Source organism: Vreelandella populi (assembly GCF_003989825.1).
GTDB classification, from domain to species: Bacteria; Pseudomonadota; Gammaproteobacteria; order Pseudomonadales; family Halomonadaceae; genus Vreelandella; species Vreelandella populi.
This window is the reverse complement of record NZ_RZHE01000006.1, coordinates 380,299-396,278: the sequence shown is the minus strand read 5'-3', so window position 1 is coordinate 396,278 and position 15,980 is coordinate 380,299. Positions and strand designations below refer to the sequence as shown.

Below are 15,980 nucleotides of genomic sequence, written 5' to 3'. Positions count from 1 at the left end.
TTGAGCAACGCTACTTGAAACGCCGCTTTACCTCGATACTCAGCCTGCCTTCACCCAAGCGCAGCGAGAGCTTCTGGCCTGGCTGGGTCTCCTCGGCGCGGCGCACGACCTGGCCCTTGTCATCCTGGGCAATGGCGTAGCCCCGGCCCAGCACGGCCAGCGGGCTGATGGCGTTTAGCTCCCGCGCGGCGCTGGTTAAGCGGGCTTGCTGGCGTTGAAGCTGGCGCTGCATGGCGTTTTCCAAACGGCGGTGCAGCTGGCTAATCCGTTCGCTTTCTGCGCGGTGCAGGCGCGCCATGTCCTGGCTCGCCAAGCGCCTGCCCAGTTGCGTTACCCGTGTTTGCTGCTGAGTAAGCGTTTGCTGCATGGCGCGGGTTAAGCGCTGGGCGAGTGTCGTCACGTGCTGGCGCTGGCGGTTTAACTGCTCGCCGGGATGCCTGAGCCGTGCGCGCAGGCTATCCAGCTGTTGGCTATCACGCTCTAGCCGCCGCTGCATGGCGCGGTGCAGGCGGCTTTGCTGGTCGGCCAGCTGACGCTTCAAGGCGTGTTGATCCGGCACCAGGCGCTCGGCGGCGGCCGACGGAGTAGGGGCACGAACATCGGCGGCGAAATCGGCCAGCGTGACATCCACCTCATGGCCCACCGCTGACATTACCGGCAGGCGTGAATGAAAAATCGCCCGCGCCAGGTGTTCGTTATTAAATGACCACAAATCTTCCAGGCTGCCGCCGCCCCGGGTAATCAACACCACATCCCGTTCAGGGTCCAGCCTTGCTTGGCGGTTGAGTAGCCCAAGGGAGGCGATCATCGCGGGTGCGGCTTCCACACCCTGCACCGGCACCGGGATTAGCGTGACATCCGCCAAGGGCCAGCGCGCCGCCAATACCGCCAGCACATCGCGAATGGCCGCGCCGGTGGCCGAGCTTAAAATCAGAATCTTGCGCGGCGGAAAGGGCAGGGGGCGCGTATTGGCAAACACGCCCTCGGCATCCAACTGGGCTTTGAGGCGTTCAAACGCAGCCAGCAGCTCGCCCAAGCCTGCCGCCTGCACGGCCTCGGCAATCAGTTGGTAGTCGCCGCGTGGCTCAAACAGCGATACCCGCCCACGCAGTTTTACCTGATCGCCATCGCGCATGGGGGCGGATACAAAGCGCGCCCGCTGGCGAAACAGTGCGCAGCGCACCTGGGCGCGGTCATCTTTGAGCGTGAAGTAGATATGCCCCGACGCCGGGCGGGAAACATTGGAAAGCTCGCCTTCCACCCAAACCTCGCCCACATCGCGCTCAAGCGCCTGGCGGGCCTGTTTGTTGAGTTCGCTGACGGAAAGGGCCTGGGAGGAAGTAGCCATAAGGTTAAGCGCGCTCCATGAGATAGCGTTTGAGAGCGGCGGGATCGGGCACGCCTTGAATCTCTTCGCCGTCGATGATCAACGTAGGCACCGACTGGATGCGCGCCTCTTCCACCGCGTGACGCTGAGCCGTCTGGTGCTGTTCGCGGTAACGGCCTTGAGCGAGCGCATCAAGCACCACCTGGCGCTCCAAGCCCACCGACTCACCGATATCCGCCAGTACTTCAGGGTCGCCGATATCGCGCTCCTGCTGGAAGAATGCCTTTAATGCGGCCATCGAATAGGCATGGCCCAAGCCATGTTCTTCGGCCATGGCGAACACTTCAAAGGCTTTATCGGTACGCGGCTGCGGGGAGATATTGGGCAGCTTTATAGGCACGCCCAATTTTTCTGCCATAGGATACACCGACTCGCGCCACACTTGGGGCAAGTAAGGGTCTTCCACCTTTAACGTGGGCACCGGGGCAGGGCGCAGCTCAAAGGGCCGCCAGCGAATTTTCACATCCAGGCCTTCGGTTGCCTGAACGATTGCCTCTTCCGCCAGTAAACAGAAGGGGCAAACGTAATCGGTATAGACAATTATTTCCTGAGGCAACGGAACGTCCTCCACGTCAAAAATATTCAGTCCTCAGCCTACCAGAATACGTCATTAGCAATTGGTATAAGCACAATAACCTGACTGCATTGCTGGGGCACCCCTCAAAACGCTATAATGGGGGATTAACTTTTCACGCCCCTTCTTCCCACATCAAATTGGGTGTTGCCGCTATGCTACGTATGGCCCAAGAAGCGCTTACGTTCGATGACGTACTCCTCGTTCCTGGCTTCTCCGATGTCCTCCCCAAGGATGTCAGTCTAAAAACCCGCCTGACCCGTAATCTCTCGCTTAATATTCCGCTCGTTTCTGCTGCCATGGACACCGTGACCGAAGCGCGTCTGGCGATTGCGATGGCTCAGGAAGGCGGCATCGGCATCATCCACAAGAACATGACCATGACCCAGCAGGCTGCCGAAGTCCGCAAGGTCAAAAAGCACGAAAGCGTCATTGTAAAAGACCCTGTTACGGTTAGCCCCAAGGCCAAGCTTGAAGACCTTCTCGCCATGGCGAAAGAATACGGTTTCTCCGGCTTCCCAGTGGTTGAAGGCGAAACCCTAGTAGGTATCGTGACCGAGCGTGACATGCGCTTCCAGCCCAATGTAGGCGACAGCGTGGCCGATATCATGACCCCCCGTGATCGGCTGGTTACCGTTAAAGAAGGCACTGATCTTGAAACCAGCAAAGCCAAGATGCGCGAACACCGCATCGAGAAAATGCTGATTGTCGATGACGCCTTTCACCTGCGTGGCCTGGTGACCTTCCAGGATATCGAAAAAGCCCGCACCTACCCGATGGCCGCTAAAGACAGCGACGGCCGCCTGTTAGTCGGCGCCGCCGTGGGTACCGGCCCGGAAACTCCAGACCGTGTTACTGCGCTGGCTGAAGCAGGTGTTGACGTGATCATCGTCGATACCGCCCACGGCCATTCCCAAGGCGTGATCGACCGTGTTAGCTGGATCAAAGAGCACTTCCCGGACATTCAGGTGATCGGCGGCAACATCGCCACCGGTGCTGCGGCCAAGGCATTGGCCGAAGCGGGTGCCGATGGCGTGAAAGTAGGCATTGGCCCGGGTTCCATCTGCACCACGCGCATCGTGGCAGGCGTTGGCGTGCCGCAAATCACCGCGGTTTCCAACGTGGCCGCCGCGCTTAAAGAGTACGACATTCCATTGATTGCTGACGGTGGCGTACGCTTCTCCGGCGACCTGGCCAAGGCAATTGCCGCTGGCGCCAGTGCGGTGATGGTAGGCGGCCTGCTGGCCGGTACCGAAGAAGCGCCGGGCGAAGTCGAACTGTTCCAAGGGCGTACTTACAAAGCTTACCGCGGCATGGGCTCTATGGGTGCCATGGCGCAGAACCAGGGCAGCGCCGACCGCTACTTCCAGGATAAAGATGCCGGTGCCGAGAAGCTGGTACCCGAAGGTATCGAAGGCCGCGTACCTTACAAAGGCATGATGAGCGCCATCGTTCACCAGATGATGGGCGGGCTGCGCGCCTCCATGGGCTACACCGGCTGCCGCGATATTCAGGAAATGCGCACCAAGCCGGAATTCGTCCAGATTACCGGTGCTGGCTTTAACGAATCCCACGTTCACGACGTGCAGATCACCAAAGAAGCTCCCAACTACCGGGTGAGCTAACCAGCGCTTTTAGTTGAATGGCGGCGGGCTTTGCCCCGCCGCTTGCTTTTTAGCCTTACTAGTAGCCTTCATACGGCTCAATCGAGATACCGCCATGAATGATATCCACTCCCATAAAATCCTGATTCTCGACTTCGGCTCACAGTACACGCAGCTGATCGCCCGCCGGGTACGCGAGATTGGCGTATTTTCCGAGGTTCGCGCCTTCGATATCACCGAAGAAGAGATCCGCGAGTACAACCCCAATGGCATCATCCTGGCCGGCGGCCCGGAATCCGTGACCGAGCTGGATTCCCCGCGTGCGCCTCAGTGCGTGTTCGAAATGAACCTGCCCGTGTTTGGCGTTTGCTACGGCATGCAAACTATGGCCGAGCAGCTGGGCGGTAAGGTAGAAGGCTCCAACAAGAGCGAGTTTGGCTACGCGCAAATCAGCATCGACGCTGAAAACGCGCTGTTCAAAGACATCAAAGACCACGTAGACGCCAACACCGGCAAAGCCCTGCTGGACGTATGGATGAGCCACGGCGACAAGGTAGCCAAAGCGCCTGCCGAGTTCACCGTGACAGCCTCCACACCCAGCTGTCCGATTGCCGCTATGGTCTGGGAAGAGAAGCAGTTCTACGGCGTACAGTTCCACCCCGAAGTGACCCACACCCTGCAAGGCCAGCGGATGCTTGAGCACTTCGTGCTGGATATTTGTAAAGCCGAAAAACTCTGGACGCCTGCGCAAATCATCGAAGACCAGGTACAGCGCGTACGCGAGCAGGTAGGCGACCGCCATGTACTGCTCGGCCTTTCCGGTGGTGTGGACTCTTCAGTCGTAGCCGCGCTTTTGCACAAAGCGATTGGCGACCAGCTGACCTGCGTATTCGTGGATAACGGCCTGCTGCGTAAAGACGAAGGCGACCAGGTGATGGAAACCTTCGCCAAGCACATGGGCGTTAAGGTCATCCGTGTAGACGCTGAAGACCTGTTCCTGAGCAAGCTTGCAGGCGAGAAAGACCCGGAAGCCAAGCGCAAGATCATCGGCAACACGTTTATTGACGTGTTCGATATTGAGGCCAGCAAGATCGATGGCGTCGATTTCCTGGCCCAGGGCACCATTTACCCGGACGTGATCGAATCCGCCGCCAGCAAGACCGGCAAATCCCACGTGATCAAATCCCACCACAACGTGGGCGGCCTGCCAGAAACCATGAAGCTCAAGCTGGTCGAGCCGCTGCGTGAGCTGTTCAAGGACGAAGTGCGCAAGCTCGGCCTGGAACTCGGCTTGCCCTACGACATGGTGTACCGCCACCCCTTCCCGGGGCCGGGCCTGGGCGTGCGGATTCTGGGCGAAGTGAAGAAAGAGTACGCCGACATTCTGCGTGAAGCCGACGCCATCTTCATCGAAGAGCTGCGCGCCGCCGGCTGGTACGAAAAAACCAGCCAGGCGTTTGCCGTGTTCCTGCCGGTGAAATCGGTAGGCGTTGTCGGCGACGGCCGCCGCTACGAGTGGGTCATCGCCATCCGCGCGGTAGAAACCATCGACTTCATGACCGCCCGCTGGGCGCACCTGCCCTATGAGCTGCTGGAGACCGTTTCCAATCGGATTATCAATGAGCTGGGTGGGGTTTCGCGGGTGACTTATGATGTGAGTAGTAAGCCGCCGGCTACGATTGAGTGGGAGTGAGGTTTAATAACCTTGCATGATTAGCTTAAGTCACCGAAACTAGGTGACTTTTGTTATATTTTAAGGATATTAAAATAAATTTTAATAAGTTAATGAAAGTTGGTTTTTCTGAGCGGATCAAATAATCCGCTCAGAATAGTATATTTAATATATTTCTAATTTATTTTTGAAATCAATGCATCTGTTACGTTATCAAAATCTAAATCTGGAACTCCAAAACGACTATAGTATCGTGCAAATCGGGCTTGTATCGCTTCAGCAAAAGGGCTATCTAGCGTTGCAACTCTCTCATAGTTATCAGCTTCGGTAATTCTCGCAATAGGCTCTTGGCTTAAATGCTGAAAATCTGCTATTAAGTGAGGCATGAAAGATGTTCCAGGTATATATTTGTATCGCTCAGGTTGAGATTTTCTATTATCACAGACAAGGCTTCTTAATTGCTTCTTTTTAGACTTAGATATTTCACTACCAGTTTTCTTGCTTTGCGATACATCTGAGAACTCAGAAAACCCCTCAATTGGAAGGCATTTAACAAAAAGAGCGCTTTCGGTTTTGCCTTGGTCCAGATCGCAAGCGGGATTTATTACTAAATAATAGTCGCTGGTTTTGTCTTTTTTATAAATGTCCCCTAAAGAAATATTTCCTTCCAATGATGGCCAAATATAATATTCAACAGGATGAACGATCCTAGGTACTTCTTGATCAGGGTTCAAAAAACCTCTAATTGACTCGGCAGTCAGCGAGCTTGATAATCGCCGTGCTAAAAGATAGGCTAATTCTCCATCTTCTTTAAGCTCATCAGTATTGCTCCAGTGGTTTTGAACATGATCCCATAGATATTCTCTTTGTTTTTCTTGTATATGTCTTACCAAATGAGGGAGCCGTGTATTAAAAATACTTTTTACAGCTTCTCTTAATAAATCCGCATCATCATCTCCTTTTGCTAAAACTTGAACAAAAGGGGTGCGTAAGTTTTCTACCTTATGTGCGAACCCAGAATAAAATATTACAGGGATAAATTGCTCTTTTCGTAAACTCTCCAGTATTTCTTTTCCCTTAATATCATTATTAGACGCCTCATCTCTAAGGTCGATGATTGCTAAATCATATTTTGAAGTTCGAATTTTTATCTTTGCTTCTTCAAAATCTGAGACAATTTCGCAACTTATTATTTGCCCATCTTCGAGACCATTTACCCCTTTCAGAGTTCGTTGGCTGGAAACTATGTCAGCAGTTTGTTGAGCTAACTGTTCCTGATCATCAATAATTAAGAAATTCCAGTTCATTTTTAAACCCTTTTGCAAAGCATTATTCTAAAAGTAGCCCCTGGCAATGGACCACCATTAACGAGTTCTAGTGAGCCGCTATAATAGTTAGAAACCATCTCTCCTATAATAGATAATCCCAAACCTGCGCCATCCTCTCTTGTTGAATAATAAGCATCAAAAATAGTGTCTTTATCATCTTCTGGAACGCCAGGGCCGCTGTCGGAAAATAATATTTCAACACCAATGTTTTCCACACGACGTAAAATAACAGATATTTTTCTAGAAATTTTGGGAGTAAATTGTAACCAATAGATACTATTATCTATGAGGTTGATTATTATTTGCTGTATTTCCTGAGGGTCAACCCTAACTAATGTTTCAGTATTAGATATTTCATACGCTATAGATGCGTCTTTTAATTTGCTATAAAGGATTTTAAAAGCGTCATTAATAACGTTTTCCAAATATAACTGTGATGGGCGACCTACCTTTCTTCCTCCAAACGGCTCTATCCTTTTAAATATTTGATTAAGAGAAGCTGCTTGACCTTTTATTGTGTTAAGGCGCTCATAGGGAACAAGAAGTTCTTTGTGTTTCATATAACTAAAGTCTTCAAGATCTTCTTGTGCTAATTTAGACTGACCGGTAATAACAGCTAGGGGCTGGCGCCCTTCATGAAGAACAGCGTCAACAAGTTTTCCTAAAGTTGCTAAGCCACTATATCGTGATACAATTTTCTTGACTCCCTCCATTCTTTGGGAAAAATCCTGTTCGATATTATCTACAATTATTTTTGCTTGCTTGTCACTAGGGTTGTTTTGAGATATGTGATCTCTTAGCTTGCTGAGATCAAGATCGCCAAAAAGCCCTCCTTGCCTAGCGCTAGAGTGATCAGTTTCTTTTTCAGAAGTTTTCTTACGTGATTTATATCGAATATCTTCCAAACGTGAGAGTAAGCATTTCATAATATCCTTCAAGTCAGAATATGCTTGGTTTTCTCTTAAACCTTCTCTATTAGACTGATCTTTCAATTCTGGATTTGAACCTGCCGTAATCGATACATAACCAAGTATCTGGTTATTTGAAAGCCTGTAAGTAGGTTTTTGTACACGTCTTATATCAAGCCTTAACCAATCATTATTTGGCTCACCGTAAGGCATAACACGAAACCCATCTCGATATATATTAATGCCTGCAAAATTATCTAAATCTTTTCGGATGCTAGATATAGTTCCACCAACTTTTTGTTTTACATTACCTAATTCATCTCTATCCCAAACTCTAAGCTTAATGTTTAGTTCTCCGCACTCAGGCGGGGAATAATTTTCTTGAAAGTCTTCCGCTTTAATACCATCTCTCATAACCCAGCCGGATTTAGGATGTAGTACAAGTAAACCTTCAGCTTTTATTGGAAGGCCATCAGCTACTGAAGTATAAGTTAATGAATAACTTCCGTTGCTTTTTACGACACCTTCTACAGTATAGTGTGGATACTTTATAATCTCTGGGGGTTGTATTTCCATTGAATACTGCTCAAAACCATCAGGTGCAGTAATCTTGATATTAAAACTTGGCATATCTTCAAAAGGAGAAACTAAACGAGAGAGGCCACGACGAATCTCATCGAAATTTGAGTTTGTCCATTTCCTTTTCATGCCTGTCATGGCTAAAATTGTGCCATGATTTTTTTTTAAACTTTTTAGAAAGCTATTTAAAGGTAGTAAATTTAATCCCTCAGTTTCAAAAGTTATAGATGGCGGCCGTTCCTCTATATATACTTCGATCTCGTCTAGGTATTTTTTATCATCATCAAACTGAGTCCAGTCAAATAACGCTGATACTTCCTGTTGCCTATCTGCTTTTTGACTAGTTAATTCCAGCATTGATGCGAGCCTAGATGTAGCAAAACGGCCAATACCTTTTTCTCCTAAAACTCTACGCCCGCTATCGGTTTCTTTCGCTTTGACCTTACTTGGGGTAGCAGGCTCCATCCAGGCTCTGCTGACAACATCAAATGACATTCCCCGTCCATTGTCTATAACTTCTAATTTTCCTGTGCCCTCATCTAACGGGCCAGTAAATTTAATTAGAACATCGCTTGCATCTGCATCATATGCATTTTTTACTAGCTCAATCAAAGCTACACTATCGCTGCTGATCAGCTCTTCACCTAGAGTTTTCATGATTCTAGCTCTGGGCCTGAATACAGAATTATTCATTATGGTTCTCCAGTAAGAAACTCGCTATTGCCGCGACGATGCAAATTTAGCTTGAATATACCTATAAAAACCCTTCCTTATCAATGCCTAATTTTGCATTTTAAAAAATTTATTTAGTGCTTCGTAATGATTAATGTATGGTTTTATTCAGTGCCTTTAATTAGGGTTTTGATTTGATTTTAATTTATTTCGAATCTCTTAAAAATTAAGATTATGTAAAAATATATTTTTGTGTTGAACGTGGTATCAGAGTTCAGTTCAATCTTATAATCTAGTTTAATGCGAAAAGAACTATAAATGAGTGTTGCTAGATTGATATAAGAGAGGGATTTGATATTGTAGGGTGGCAAAGTGTTAGAGGATATAAACTTTAATCATGACTTAATAAAAAATTATACTTAGGGCTTCTATAGGCCATAACTGTTTCTCCCCACCCCAAAATAAAAATTAGTTTATATACTTTTAGTTTTTTTGATTGTTGATGCCTGTGTATACTGTTTTTTTTGAATTAATTTATACTTATAAGCTGTTTAGCCATTTCGTAATTGATCCCAAAGAGCCAATGCGATTTCTAAGTATGCCAACTATATCTATGCCGGATATAATCACCACCGGGTGTTTGTCTTCCTTTAACTCAGTATAAGCCTGAGATGCGAGGTAGGAAGTGGTGACAAGAATCCCAAACTGTCTGTGCCGCAATCGCGACAGAAGCCTGGAAAGCTCTTTAACCCCAACGCCTTTCCCCTTGGGATCATAGCATTTGGCTTCTAAAGCAAACTCTACTTCTATAGCGCTTTTACCAGTGCCTATCCCGTATGCACCAACAGCATCTCGTCCACCGTCACGCCATGGGCGAGTAATATCACATTGCTTAATATTCGGCATGAAAAGCCGGGCAATTTCTATTGCAGCCGCTTCGAATGCAAATGGATTGTTGCCGTATTTGTCGTGTATTAAAGATAAAATTTTATAGTCTTCAACTGATTGGGGTAATTGCTGTTCTTTGTTGCGTATGTCGATACTGTGCGGTGCATAAAGAGGAGTGTATTTTCGTCCCGAGAGCCATTCAAGCCAAGCACTGGGGGCATGGACAGAAGACACTGCTTTGCCAGTTTTTATGTCGTTTAACCATTTACGGGAGACTACCGGAACATCGAGTATAGTGAAAATTGATTTGTAGTTCTGGAATCTGGTGTTGTTAGAACCTTTTGCTCGCCAAATAGCAACCAAGTCATCATCTGAACTTAGGCTTTGCGCACCAGGGACGGCCAAACCGAGAAACCTAACATCACGATATTGCCCGGTGCCTCCAAAGAGAAGAATAACAGGGAAGTGATCGAATGAAGTGGGAGAGTGACGCGCATCAAACAGGTTGCGGAGAATCAGATTTCCTTGCCTTGGTGTGTCATGAATTCCGCGTGCAGTCTTGTTATCACCGTAATATATGAATTGGCCGCTTTCAGTATCTAAGTTATCCGGCCAATCGGGATCATTGAAATTTGACTTTAATGCAAGCAATTTCAAAGTGTCTATGCCAGGGCGTTTTCCAAGATGCCGAAAGCCCGCCCCGTTATCCACACCAAGTAATTGCGGCAGAGGATCATCTGATGAGTTTCCGTTTCTTGAGCCACCATATATATGATCCACTATTAAGTCGTCATCGGTTAAGCTCATTTAAGAAGCCAACCCTACTTCACTATCCTCAATTAAAGTGATTTTCTTGAAAATCATTTCCATGACTGGCGAGCAAACACCGTTGCCACAAAGTTTAACCTTGTCCCGTCGGCTGCCGTGTGAGAGGAGATGTTTAGAGCCTGCACCCATAGCTTGCAGCAGCTCTGGTGGTTGTAGCATACGAAGGTATGGAGTGTCATTTTCCCATGTAACCAAGCCAAATCGATCTATGGTCGTTACTGTGCGAAGTGGTGCGTCAAGTGATTGCCAGCCTCCAGCGTAATCTGACCCGTAGTAAACGATAATAAAATCTTTTCCTCTTCCCAGAGCTTCAATAGCCCTCTCTGCCCTATCGATCGTTGCTTGTGCTCTCTTTTCCCTATAAAGAGGACGGCTTTTGTAAATGCCAGACCAGTCAATAATTGACCGAGCAGAATTAACACTTTTAGGGCGTAACGCGACTAGATCTTCCTGAGTAATAACAGACCCTTGCAGGTCGCAAACTAAAAACATACGTTTGCGTGCCTGAGGAACTCCAAAATCGGCTGAATTAAGTAACAAGTCATTTACGGTATAGCCATATGACTCAATAGCGCTAACCAGCTCTTGATGCCGCCCCCACTTTTTCATCCTGTTCACATTTTCCACAATTAGCCAGCGTGGCTTCATTGTTTCGATCCAGGGAATTATGCCAATAGCTGTTTCTTTGCTTAGCTCACAACCTGGCTTGGCTCCCCGAGCGATCGAGTGAGAAGTGCACTCGGGTGAAGTTAATAGCACATCAGGCTTGTATTTTTTTGCCAGCTCAATTGGATCCAAGTCTTCGATAGGTGAGCAGAGGACTTCTGCAGAAGGAAAATTGCTCTTATATGTGGAGGCAGCAAGCTGCCAAGCATCAACGGCAAGAATTGGAGTAGCTCCTGCCTTGACAGCTCCCCTGGCACCAAAGCCACCACCACAAAATAGATCCACGAACTTGAGCATACAGCCTTCTTCAATTGAGACGTTTTTGAACAATGAGGCATGTTACCAGGTTTAAATTTGCCCTGCCTATTTTGTCGTGGATATATTTCTGATGAAAGGCATATTTTAAGCCTGTAGTCCTTGTCTTCTTAGGTAGAGTGATTTTGACTTAATGGAGACTGAAACAGCATTGCCCTTGGTACAAAAGAGGCGCTCCGCCCAACCCGCTATGTGCTTTACTATCAGCAACGGTTATTCACGGAGAAAACATCCATGGCCATAGGCGGCTTGATAGGATTACTGGATGACATTGCTGCATTGGCGAAGTTGTCCGCAGCATCATTGGACGATGTGAGCGCCGCCGCTGGGCGTGCAACGGCGAAGGCGGCCGGGGTGGTGGTCGATGATACGGCGGTAACGCCGCAATATTTACAGGGGGTGGCAGCGGAGCGTGAACTGGCGATTGTGAAGAAGATCGCGTTGGGGTCGATCCGCAACAAGCTGATTTTTATTCTGCCGGTGGCGCTGCTACTGAACCACTTTTTGCCCGCGCTATTGCCGATCATCCTGATGGTGGGCGGCACCTACTTGGCCTTTGAGGGCGCTGAGAAAGTCTGGCACAAGCTATCCGGCAAGCATGATGACGAGAAGCCGGCGGTAGAGAAAGGGCCGGAAGCTGAGAAAAAGATCGTGAGTGGTGCCGTTCGCACCGACCTGATTCTTTCCGCTGAAATCATGGTGATTGCGCTTGCCACTGTCTCCCATCAGGGATTCTGGTCACAGCTGGCGAGCCTGGTGGTGGTTGCCTTTGTCATCACTGTTCTGGTGTATGGTGTGGTGGCGATGTTGGTCAGGATGGATGATTTCGGCCTGAAACTCGCCCAGCGGGACAGTTCGGGCATGCAGAAACTGGGCCGTGGTCTGGTCACGGCCATGCCCAAGGTGCTAGCGACCATCGCAGTGGTGGGAACCATCGCCATGCTCTGGGTGGGTGGGCATATCCTGATGGTCAATCTGGGTGCCGATGGAACAGGTTGGCTCAACGCCCCCTATGAGTGGGTACACCACATTGAGTATGAGATTAGGGAGGCAACCGGTGCCTTGGGCGGCACGCTGGGCTGGAGCTTCAATACGCTGTGCTCTGCGGTGATTGGCTTTTTGGTGGGCTCGGTGGTGGTAGGTGTGCTGCACCTCGTTCCCTTCAAGAAGGCGCATTCGGCATAAATGTCGGCATAGATAAATGCGGCCGCGGCATGCGTACCAGAGAGCCAAGAGTCCGCTATCATGAACTGCAACGTAGGGTTCAAAGGCGCTCTGGCACTCACAACGTCTGACGCTGCAAGAGCGGGGCTTCGGCCATCGCAGCCAACCTTTAATCGATATGGCTAACCTGCCACTGGGACTCGGCTAGTTGTATGCGTTCAATGACCCAATCCACGAATGCCCGTACGGTGGGGGATAAGTGGCGGTTGTGGGGATACATGATCGAGATGGGCACGGCGGGTGCCTGGATTTCGCCCAGTACTCGTTGTAATTGCCCACTTTTCAGGTGCGGCAGTACCATATAACTTGCCGCACGTATCAAGCCCAAGCCTTCCAGGCCACACGTGATATAGCTGTCAGTGTCGTTGACGATCAGGTGCTCGGCCATCCGTACGGTGCGCTCTTCGTTATTGACCACGAAGTTCCAGTCCATTGATCGCCCCTGATGGCCGGTTAGAAAACCGACCGCATGGTGGTCCTTCAAATCATCCAATGAGTGCGGCTCGCCATGCGCTTTCAAGTACTCGGGTGAGGCGCATGTGACCCATTCAAAGCTCGCAATACGGCGCGCTACCAAGGTGGCAGAATCCTGGGGTACGCCTGCGCGAATGACGCAGTCGATACCTTCTGGAACCAGCTCTACCGTTCGGTCACTCACCGTCAGCGTTAATTCTATATCCGGATAACGGGCCTGAAACGTCTTGATGGCAGGCAGTACGAATAAGCGGGCCATCGAGGCAGTTATCCCGACGCGCAGCTTGCCCCTGGCTTGACCGGCGCTGCCGGGAAAGCTGGACTCCAACGCTTCTAGGTCTGCCAGCAAACGACGGCAGTTTTCATAGTAAAGACTGCCATCGGGGGTCAGGTTCAAGTGTCGCGTGGTCCGCTGGAGCAGCTTCACGCCAAGGAAGTTCTCTAGTTCCTTGATGGCGCGAGTGACCGTAGAAGGGGGGATGGAAAGATTCTCTGCGGCTTTACTGAAGCCGTGCATCTCAACCACTCGGGCAAATATCTGCATGGCTTGCAGTCGATCCATGGGATGTCCTTTATCATTTCCGTGTAGGAAGTATAACGAACGCGGAGTTCGCTGGGTCAAAAATCGGCGGTTTCCGGGTCTGGCCCCAGGCGTCCATCAGGGCGATCCAACTCGGCTAACATCCTTATCTCTTCCGGCGTCAGGGCAAAGTCAAATAGCTGAAAGTTCTCGACAATACGTTCAGGGCGCACGGATTTCGAGAGGGTCGCCAGGCCACTGTCGAGATGCCAGCGAAGAATGATCTGGGCAGGAGACTTGCTATACCGTTCGGCAAGTTCGAGGATCGGGGGTGCTTGTAGAGGCGATAATCCTGGGTTTGGCTTCTGCGACCACACGCCCAACGGGCTCCAGGATTGGGTGATGATGCCTTGTTCGCGGTGAAATGCTCTCAGTTCTTTCTGCTGGAAATAAGGGTGTAGTTCAACCTGATTGAGTACCGGGGCCACGCCCGTTTCTCTCATCAGGCGCTGTAGTTGCCCAATAGAGAAGTTACAAACGCCGATAGCGCCAACTCGGCCCTCGTCACGCAGCCGGATCATGGCCTGCCATGTTTCTACATAGGTATCACGAATTTGTGAAGGCCAATGCATCAGATACATGTCGAGCCTATCAAGGCCGAGCCGTTGCTGGCTGGCATCGAAGGCCTGTAGGGTTTGATCGTAGCCGTGATGCGTATTCCATACCTTCGTGGTCACAAAGATCTCTTCACGCGCTACGCCGCTTGCGCGAATCCCTTCACCAACGTCTTCTTCATTGTAATAAGCCTCTGCTGTATCAATCAGCCGATAGCCGGTCTGCAAGGCACGACTCACCAGCTCGGCGCTCGTTTCCGCTGGCACCTGCCACAAGCCATAGCCCAAGGCCGGGATTCGTGAGTCTACGTGTGTCGTTGGAAAAGGTGTTTGGGGAGTATTTACAGAATAAGTCATGGTGTAGGCCAACTCTTTAAATAAAAGATGGCAATAGAGTAGACGTTAACGTGACCGATTTTAATTCCATTAACAGCAAAAAGCTTTTCGAAAAAAGCTATTAATTTAAACAGATGCGCTATTTGAATATTTGGAATTGTCTTTTCCAATAATAGCCATTAACAACCCGTGTCTGTGTACTAGACTGCTGGCAAGTTATTTCAGGCGGCAACCAATCGATGGCTTACTTCCTGGCTTTAACGTTAGTTGATGCTTAAAGCCAAGCGTTGATCCCTACATAATCTTTGCTAAAGCCTGAATGATAGCGATCTCTTAATTAAATAATTGTCAGGTGAACCACATGCCCGTTACTGAAAACCGCGATGTTGAAAAAGTTATTATTCTTGGTGCTGGCCAGCTTGGTATGCAAGTCATCCGAAACATGGTCGAAAGGGTAAGCCCTGGCGCTCTCAGCGTCCTGGTCGAGCCAGGTTTCACCACCTCCTCGGATGTGTACAAGAAGAACAGCACCGATGAACTTGAGAAGTATGGGGTCGAGATCATTCCCTTCGACTTGTCCCAGAACAACGAGGGGGATCTTGCTTCGTTGTTGTCCGATTTTCATACCGTGATCTGCTGTACGGGGTTCGTGGCAGGAGCTGGCACGCAGACAAGGATTACACACGCCGTCCTGAAGGCAGGCGTTTCACGTTACTTTCCCTGGCAGTTTGGCGTCGACTACGACATCGTTGGGAAAGGCAGCGGCCAGCCCGTATTCGATGAACAATATGACGTTAGACAGCTGCTACGCTCGCAGGAAAAAACGGAATGGGTGATCGTCTCGACAGGCATGTTCACGAGCTTTCTGTTCGAGCCTGCTTTCGGTGTGGTCGATCTTGAAACCAATACCGTCCGAGCACTCGGCAGCTGGGATACGCGTGTAACGGTCACGACCCCCGGGGATATTGGTCGCCTGACGACTGAAATATATCTTGAGAACCCGCGTATCGCCAACGAGGTGGTGTTCGTCGCTGGCGATACGCTTTCCTACGGCCAACTGGCCGCGGTCGTCGAAGAGGTGACAGGCAAACCCGTCAAGCGTGCCGAGCTATCTCTTGATGAGCTGAATCGCCAAATCGCTCTTGCGCCTGATGATACCATGCTGCGTTACCGTGCCGCTTTCGCCCTCGGTACCGGCATGTGGTGGGAAAAATCAAAAACCTATAACCATAAAAAGGGCATCAAGACCGTCGATGCCAAGACATGGCTAAGCCGCCATTTAAGTGATAAACGCTCGTAACGCCTTGTCAACGTCCCCCACTGATGGAGCGCCGCAAGGAGGCCTTGGGGGGCGAAAATCCGTCTCGTCATGCATTGCTGTCAACACGGAA

General features: G+C 49.8%; 12 protein-coding genes. 4 read left to right on the top strand and 8 right to left on the bottom strand.

Annotated features, from left to right (window positions below):
- Positions 1 to 10: 10 nt before the first annotated feature.
- On the bottom strand, positions 11 to 1,348 hold the full coding sequence (xseA, locus tag ELY25_RS06820; protein WP_126950527.1) for an exodeoxyribonuclease VII large subunit: 1,338 nt from the start codon (positions 1,346 to 1,348) through the stop codon (positions 11 to 13).
- Positions 1,349 to 1,352: 4 nt separating this feature from the next.
- Positions 1,353 to 1,943, bottom strand: a complete 591-nt coding sequence (locus tag ELY25_RS06815; RefSeq protein WP_126950526.1) for a DsbA family oxidoreductase — start codon at positions 1,941 to 1,943, stop codon at positions 1,353 to 1,355.
- Between the two features lie 173 nt (positions 1,944 to 2,116).
- On the opposite strand from ELY25_RS06815, the gene guaB reads away from it, so the two are divergent.
- Positions 2,117 to 3,586, top strand: a complete 1,470-nt coding sequence (gene guaB, locus ELY25_RS06810; protein WP_126950525.1) for an IMP dehydrogenase — start codon at positions 2,117 to 2,119, stop codon at positions 3,584 to 3,586.
- Positions 3,587 to 3,680: 94 nt separating this feature from the next.
- Positions 3,681 to 5,258 (top strand): glutamine-hydrolyzing GMP synthase, encoded by a 1,578-nt coding sequence (gene guaA, locus ELY25_RS06805; RefSeq protein ID WP_126950524.1) that lies wholly within the window; start codon positions 3,681 to 3,683, stop codon positions 5,256 to 5,258.
- Between the two features lie 155 nt (positions 5,259 to 5,413).
- On the opposite strand, the gene ELY25_RS06800 is transcribed toward guaA, so the two are convergent.
- The 4 genes from ELY25_RS06800 to ELY25_RS06785 all read right to left on the bottom strand — a co-directional run bounded on the left by ELY25_RS06800 (position 5,414) and on the right by ELY25_RS06785 (position 11,403).
- The gene (locus ELY25_RS06800; RefSeq protein WP_126950523.1) at positions 5,414 to 6,544 is read right to left on the bottom strand and encodes a response regulator; all 1,131 of its coding nucleotides are present in this window, start codon (positions 6,542 to 6,544) and stop codon (positions 5,414 to 5,416) included.
- 2 nt (positions 6,545 to 6,546) lie between these two features.
- The gene (locus ELY25_RS06795; RefSeq protein WP_126950522.1) at positions 6,547 to 8,745 is read right to left on the bottom strand and encodes a sensor histidine kinase; all 2,199 of its coding nucleotides are present in this window, start codon (positions 8,743 to 8,745) and stop codon (positions 6,547 to 6,549) included.
- A gap of 519 nt (positions 8,746 to 9,264) precedes the next feature.
- A complete protein-coding gene (locus tag ELY25_RS06790; protein WP_126950521.1) occupies positions 9,265 to 10,419 on the bottom strand; it encodes a restriction endonuclease in 1,155 nt (384 codons plus the stop codon).
- Positions 10,420 to 11,403, bottom strand: coding sequence for a DNA cytosine methyltransferase (locus ELY25_RS06785; protein ID WP_126950520.1), 984 nt, complete (start codon positions 11,401 to 11,403; stop codon positions 10,420 to 10,422).
- 252 nt (positions 11,404 to 11,655) lie between these two features.
- On the opposite strand from ELY25_RS06785, the gene ELY25_RS06780 reads away from it, so the two are divergent.
- A complete protein-coding gene (locus tag ELY25_RS06780) occupies positions 11,656 to 12,606 on the top strand; it encodes a DUF808 domain-containing protein (RefSeq protein WP_126950519.1) in 951 nt (316 codons plus the stop codon).
- Positions 12,607 to 12,754: 148 nt separating this feature from the next.
- Here ELY25_RS06780 and ELY25_RS06775 read toward each other — a convergent pair whose 3' ends face one another.
- Both ELY25_RS06775 and ELY25_RS06770 read right to left on the bottom strand, forming a co-directional pair.
- A complete protein-coding gene (locus tag ELY25_RS06775) occupies positions 12,755 to 13,681 on the bottom strand; it encodes a LysR family transcriptional regulator (RefSeq protein WP_126950518.1) in 927 nt (308 codons plus the stop codon).
- Positions 13,682 to 13,737: 56 nt separating this feature from the next.
- Positions 13,738 to 14,610 carry an aldo/keto reductase gene (locus ELY25_RS06770; RefSeq protein WP_126950517.1) on the bottom strand — a complete coding sequence of 291 codons (873 nt, stop codon included), beginning with the start codon at positions 14,608 to 14,610 and terminating at the stop codon, positions 13,738 to 13,740.
- A gap of 340 nt (positions 14,611 to 14,950) precedes the next feature.
- Here ELY25_RS06770 and ELY25_RS06765 point away from each other — a divergent pair, with 340 nt between their 5' ends.
- On the top strand, positions 14,951 to 15,889 hold the full coding sequence (locus ELY25_RS06765) for an aromatic alcohol reductase (protein ID WP_126950516.1): 939 nt from the start codon (positions 14,951 to 14,953) through the stop codon (positions 15,887 to 15,889).
- The last annotated feature ends 91 nt before the right edge of the window (positions 15,890 to 15,980 follow it).

Coding starts and splice junctions, on each gene's coding strand:
- ELY25_RS06775 (WP_126950518.1), bottom strand. CDS start 13,681: ATGGATCGACTGCAAGCCATGCAGATATTTGCCCGAGTGGTTGAGATG.
- ELY25_RS06800 (WP_126950523.1), bottom strand. CDS start 6,544: ATGAACTGGAATTTCTTAATTATTGATGATCAGGAACAGTTAGCTCAA.
- ELY25_RS06770 (WP_126950517.1), bottom strand. CDS start 14,610: ATGACTTATTCTGTAAATACTCCCCAAACACCTTTTCCAACGACACAC.
- guaA (WP_126950524.1), top strand. CDS start 3,681: ATGAATGATATCCACTCCCATAAAATCCTGATTCTCGACTTCGGCTCA.
- guaB (WP_126950525.1), top strand. CDS start 2,117: ATGCTACGTATGGCCCAAGAAGCGCTTACGTTCGATGACGTACTCCTC.
- ELY25_RS06795 (WP_126950522.1), bottom strand. CDS start 8,745: ATGAATAATTCTGTATTCAGGCCCAGAGCTAGAATCATGAAAACTCTA.
- ELY25_RS06790 (WP_126950521.1), bottom strand. CDS start 10,419: ATGAGCTTAACCGATGACGACTTAATAGTGGATCATATATATGGTGGC.
- ELY25_RS06765 (WP_126950516.1), top strand. CDS start 14,951: ATGCCCGTTACTGAAAACCGCGATGTTGAAAAAGTTATTATTCTTGGT.
- ELY25_RS06780 (WP_126950519.1), top strand. CDS start 11,656: ATGGCCATAGGCGGCTTGATAGGATTACTGGATGACATTGCTGCATTG.
- xseA (WP_126950527.1), bottom strand. CDS start 1,348: ATGGCTACTTCCTCCCAGGCCCTTTCCGTCAGCGAACTCAACAAACAG.
- ELY25_RS06785 (WP_126950520.1), bottom strand. CDS start 11,403: ATGCTCAAGTTCGTGGATCTATTTTGTGGTGGTGGCTTTGGTGCCAGG.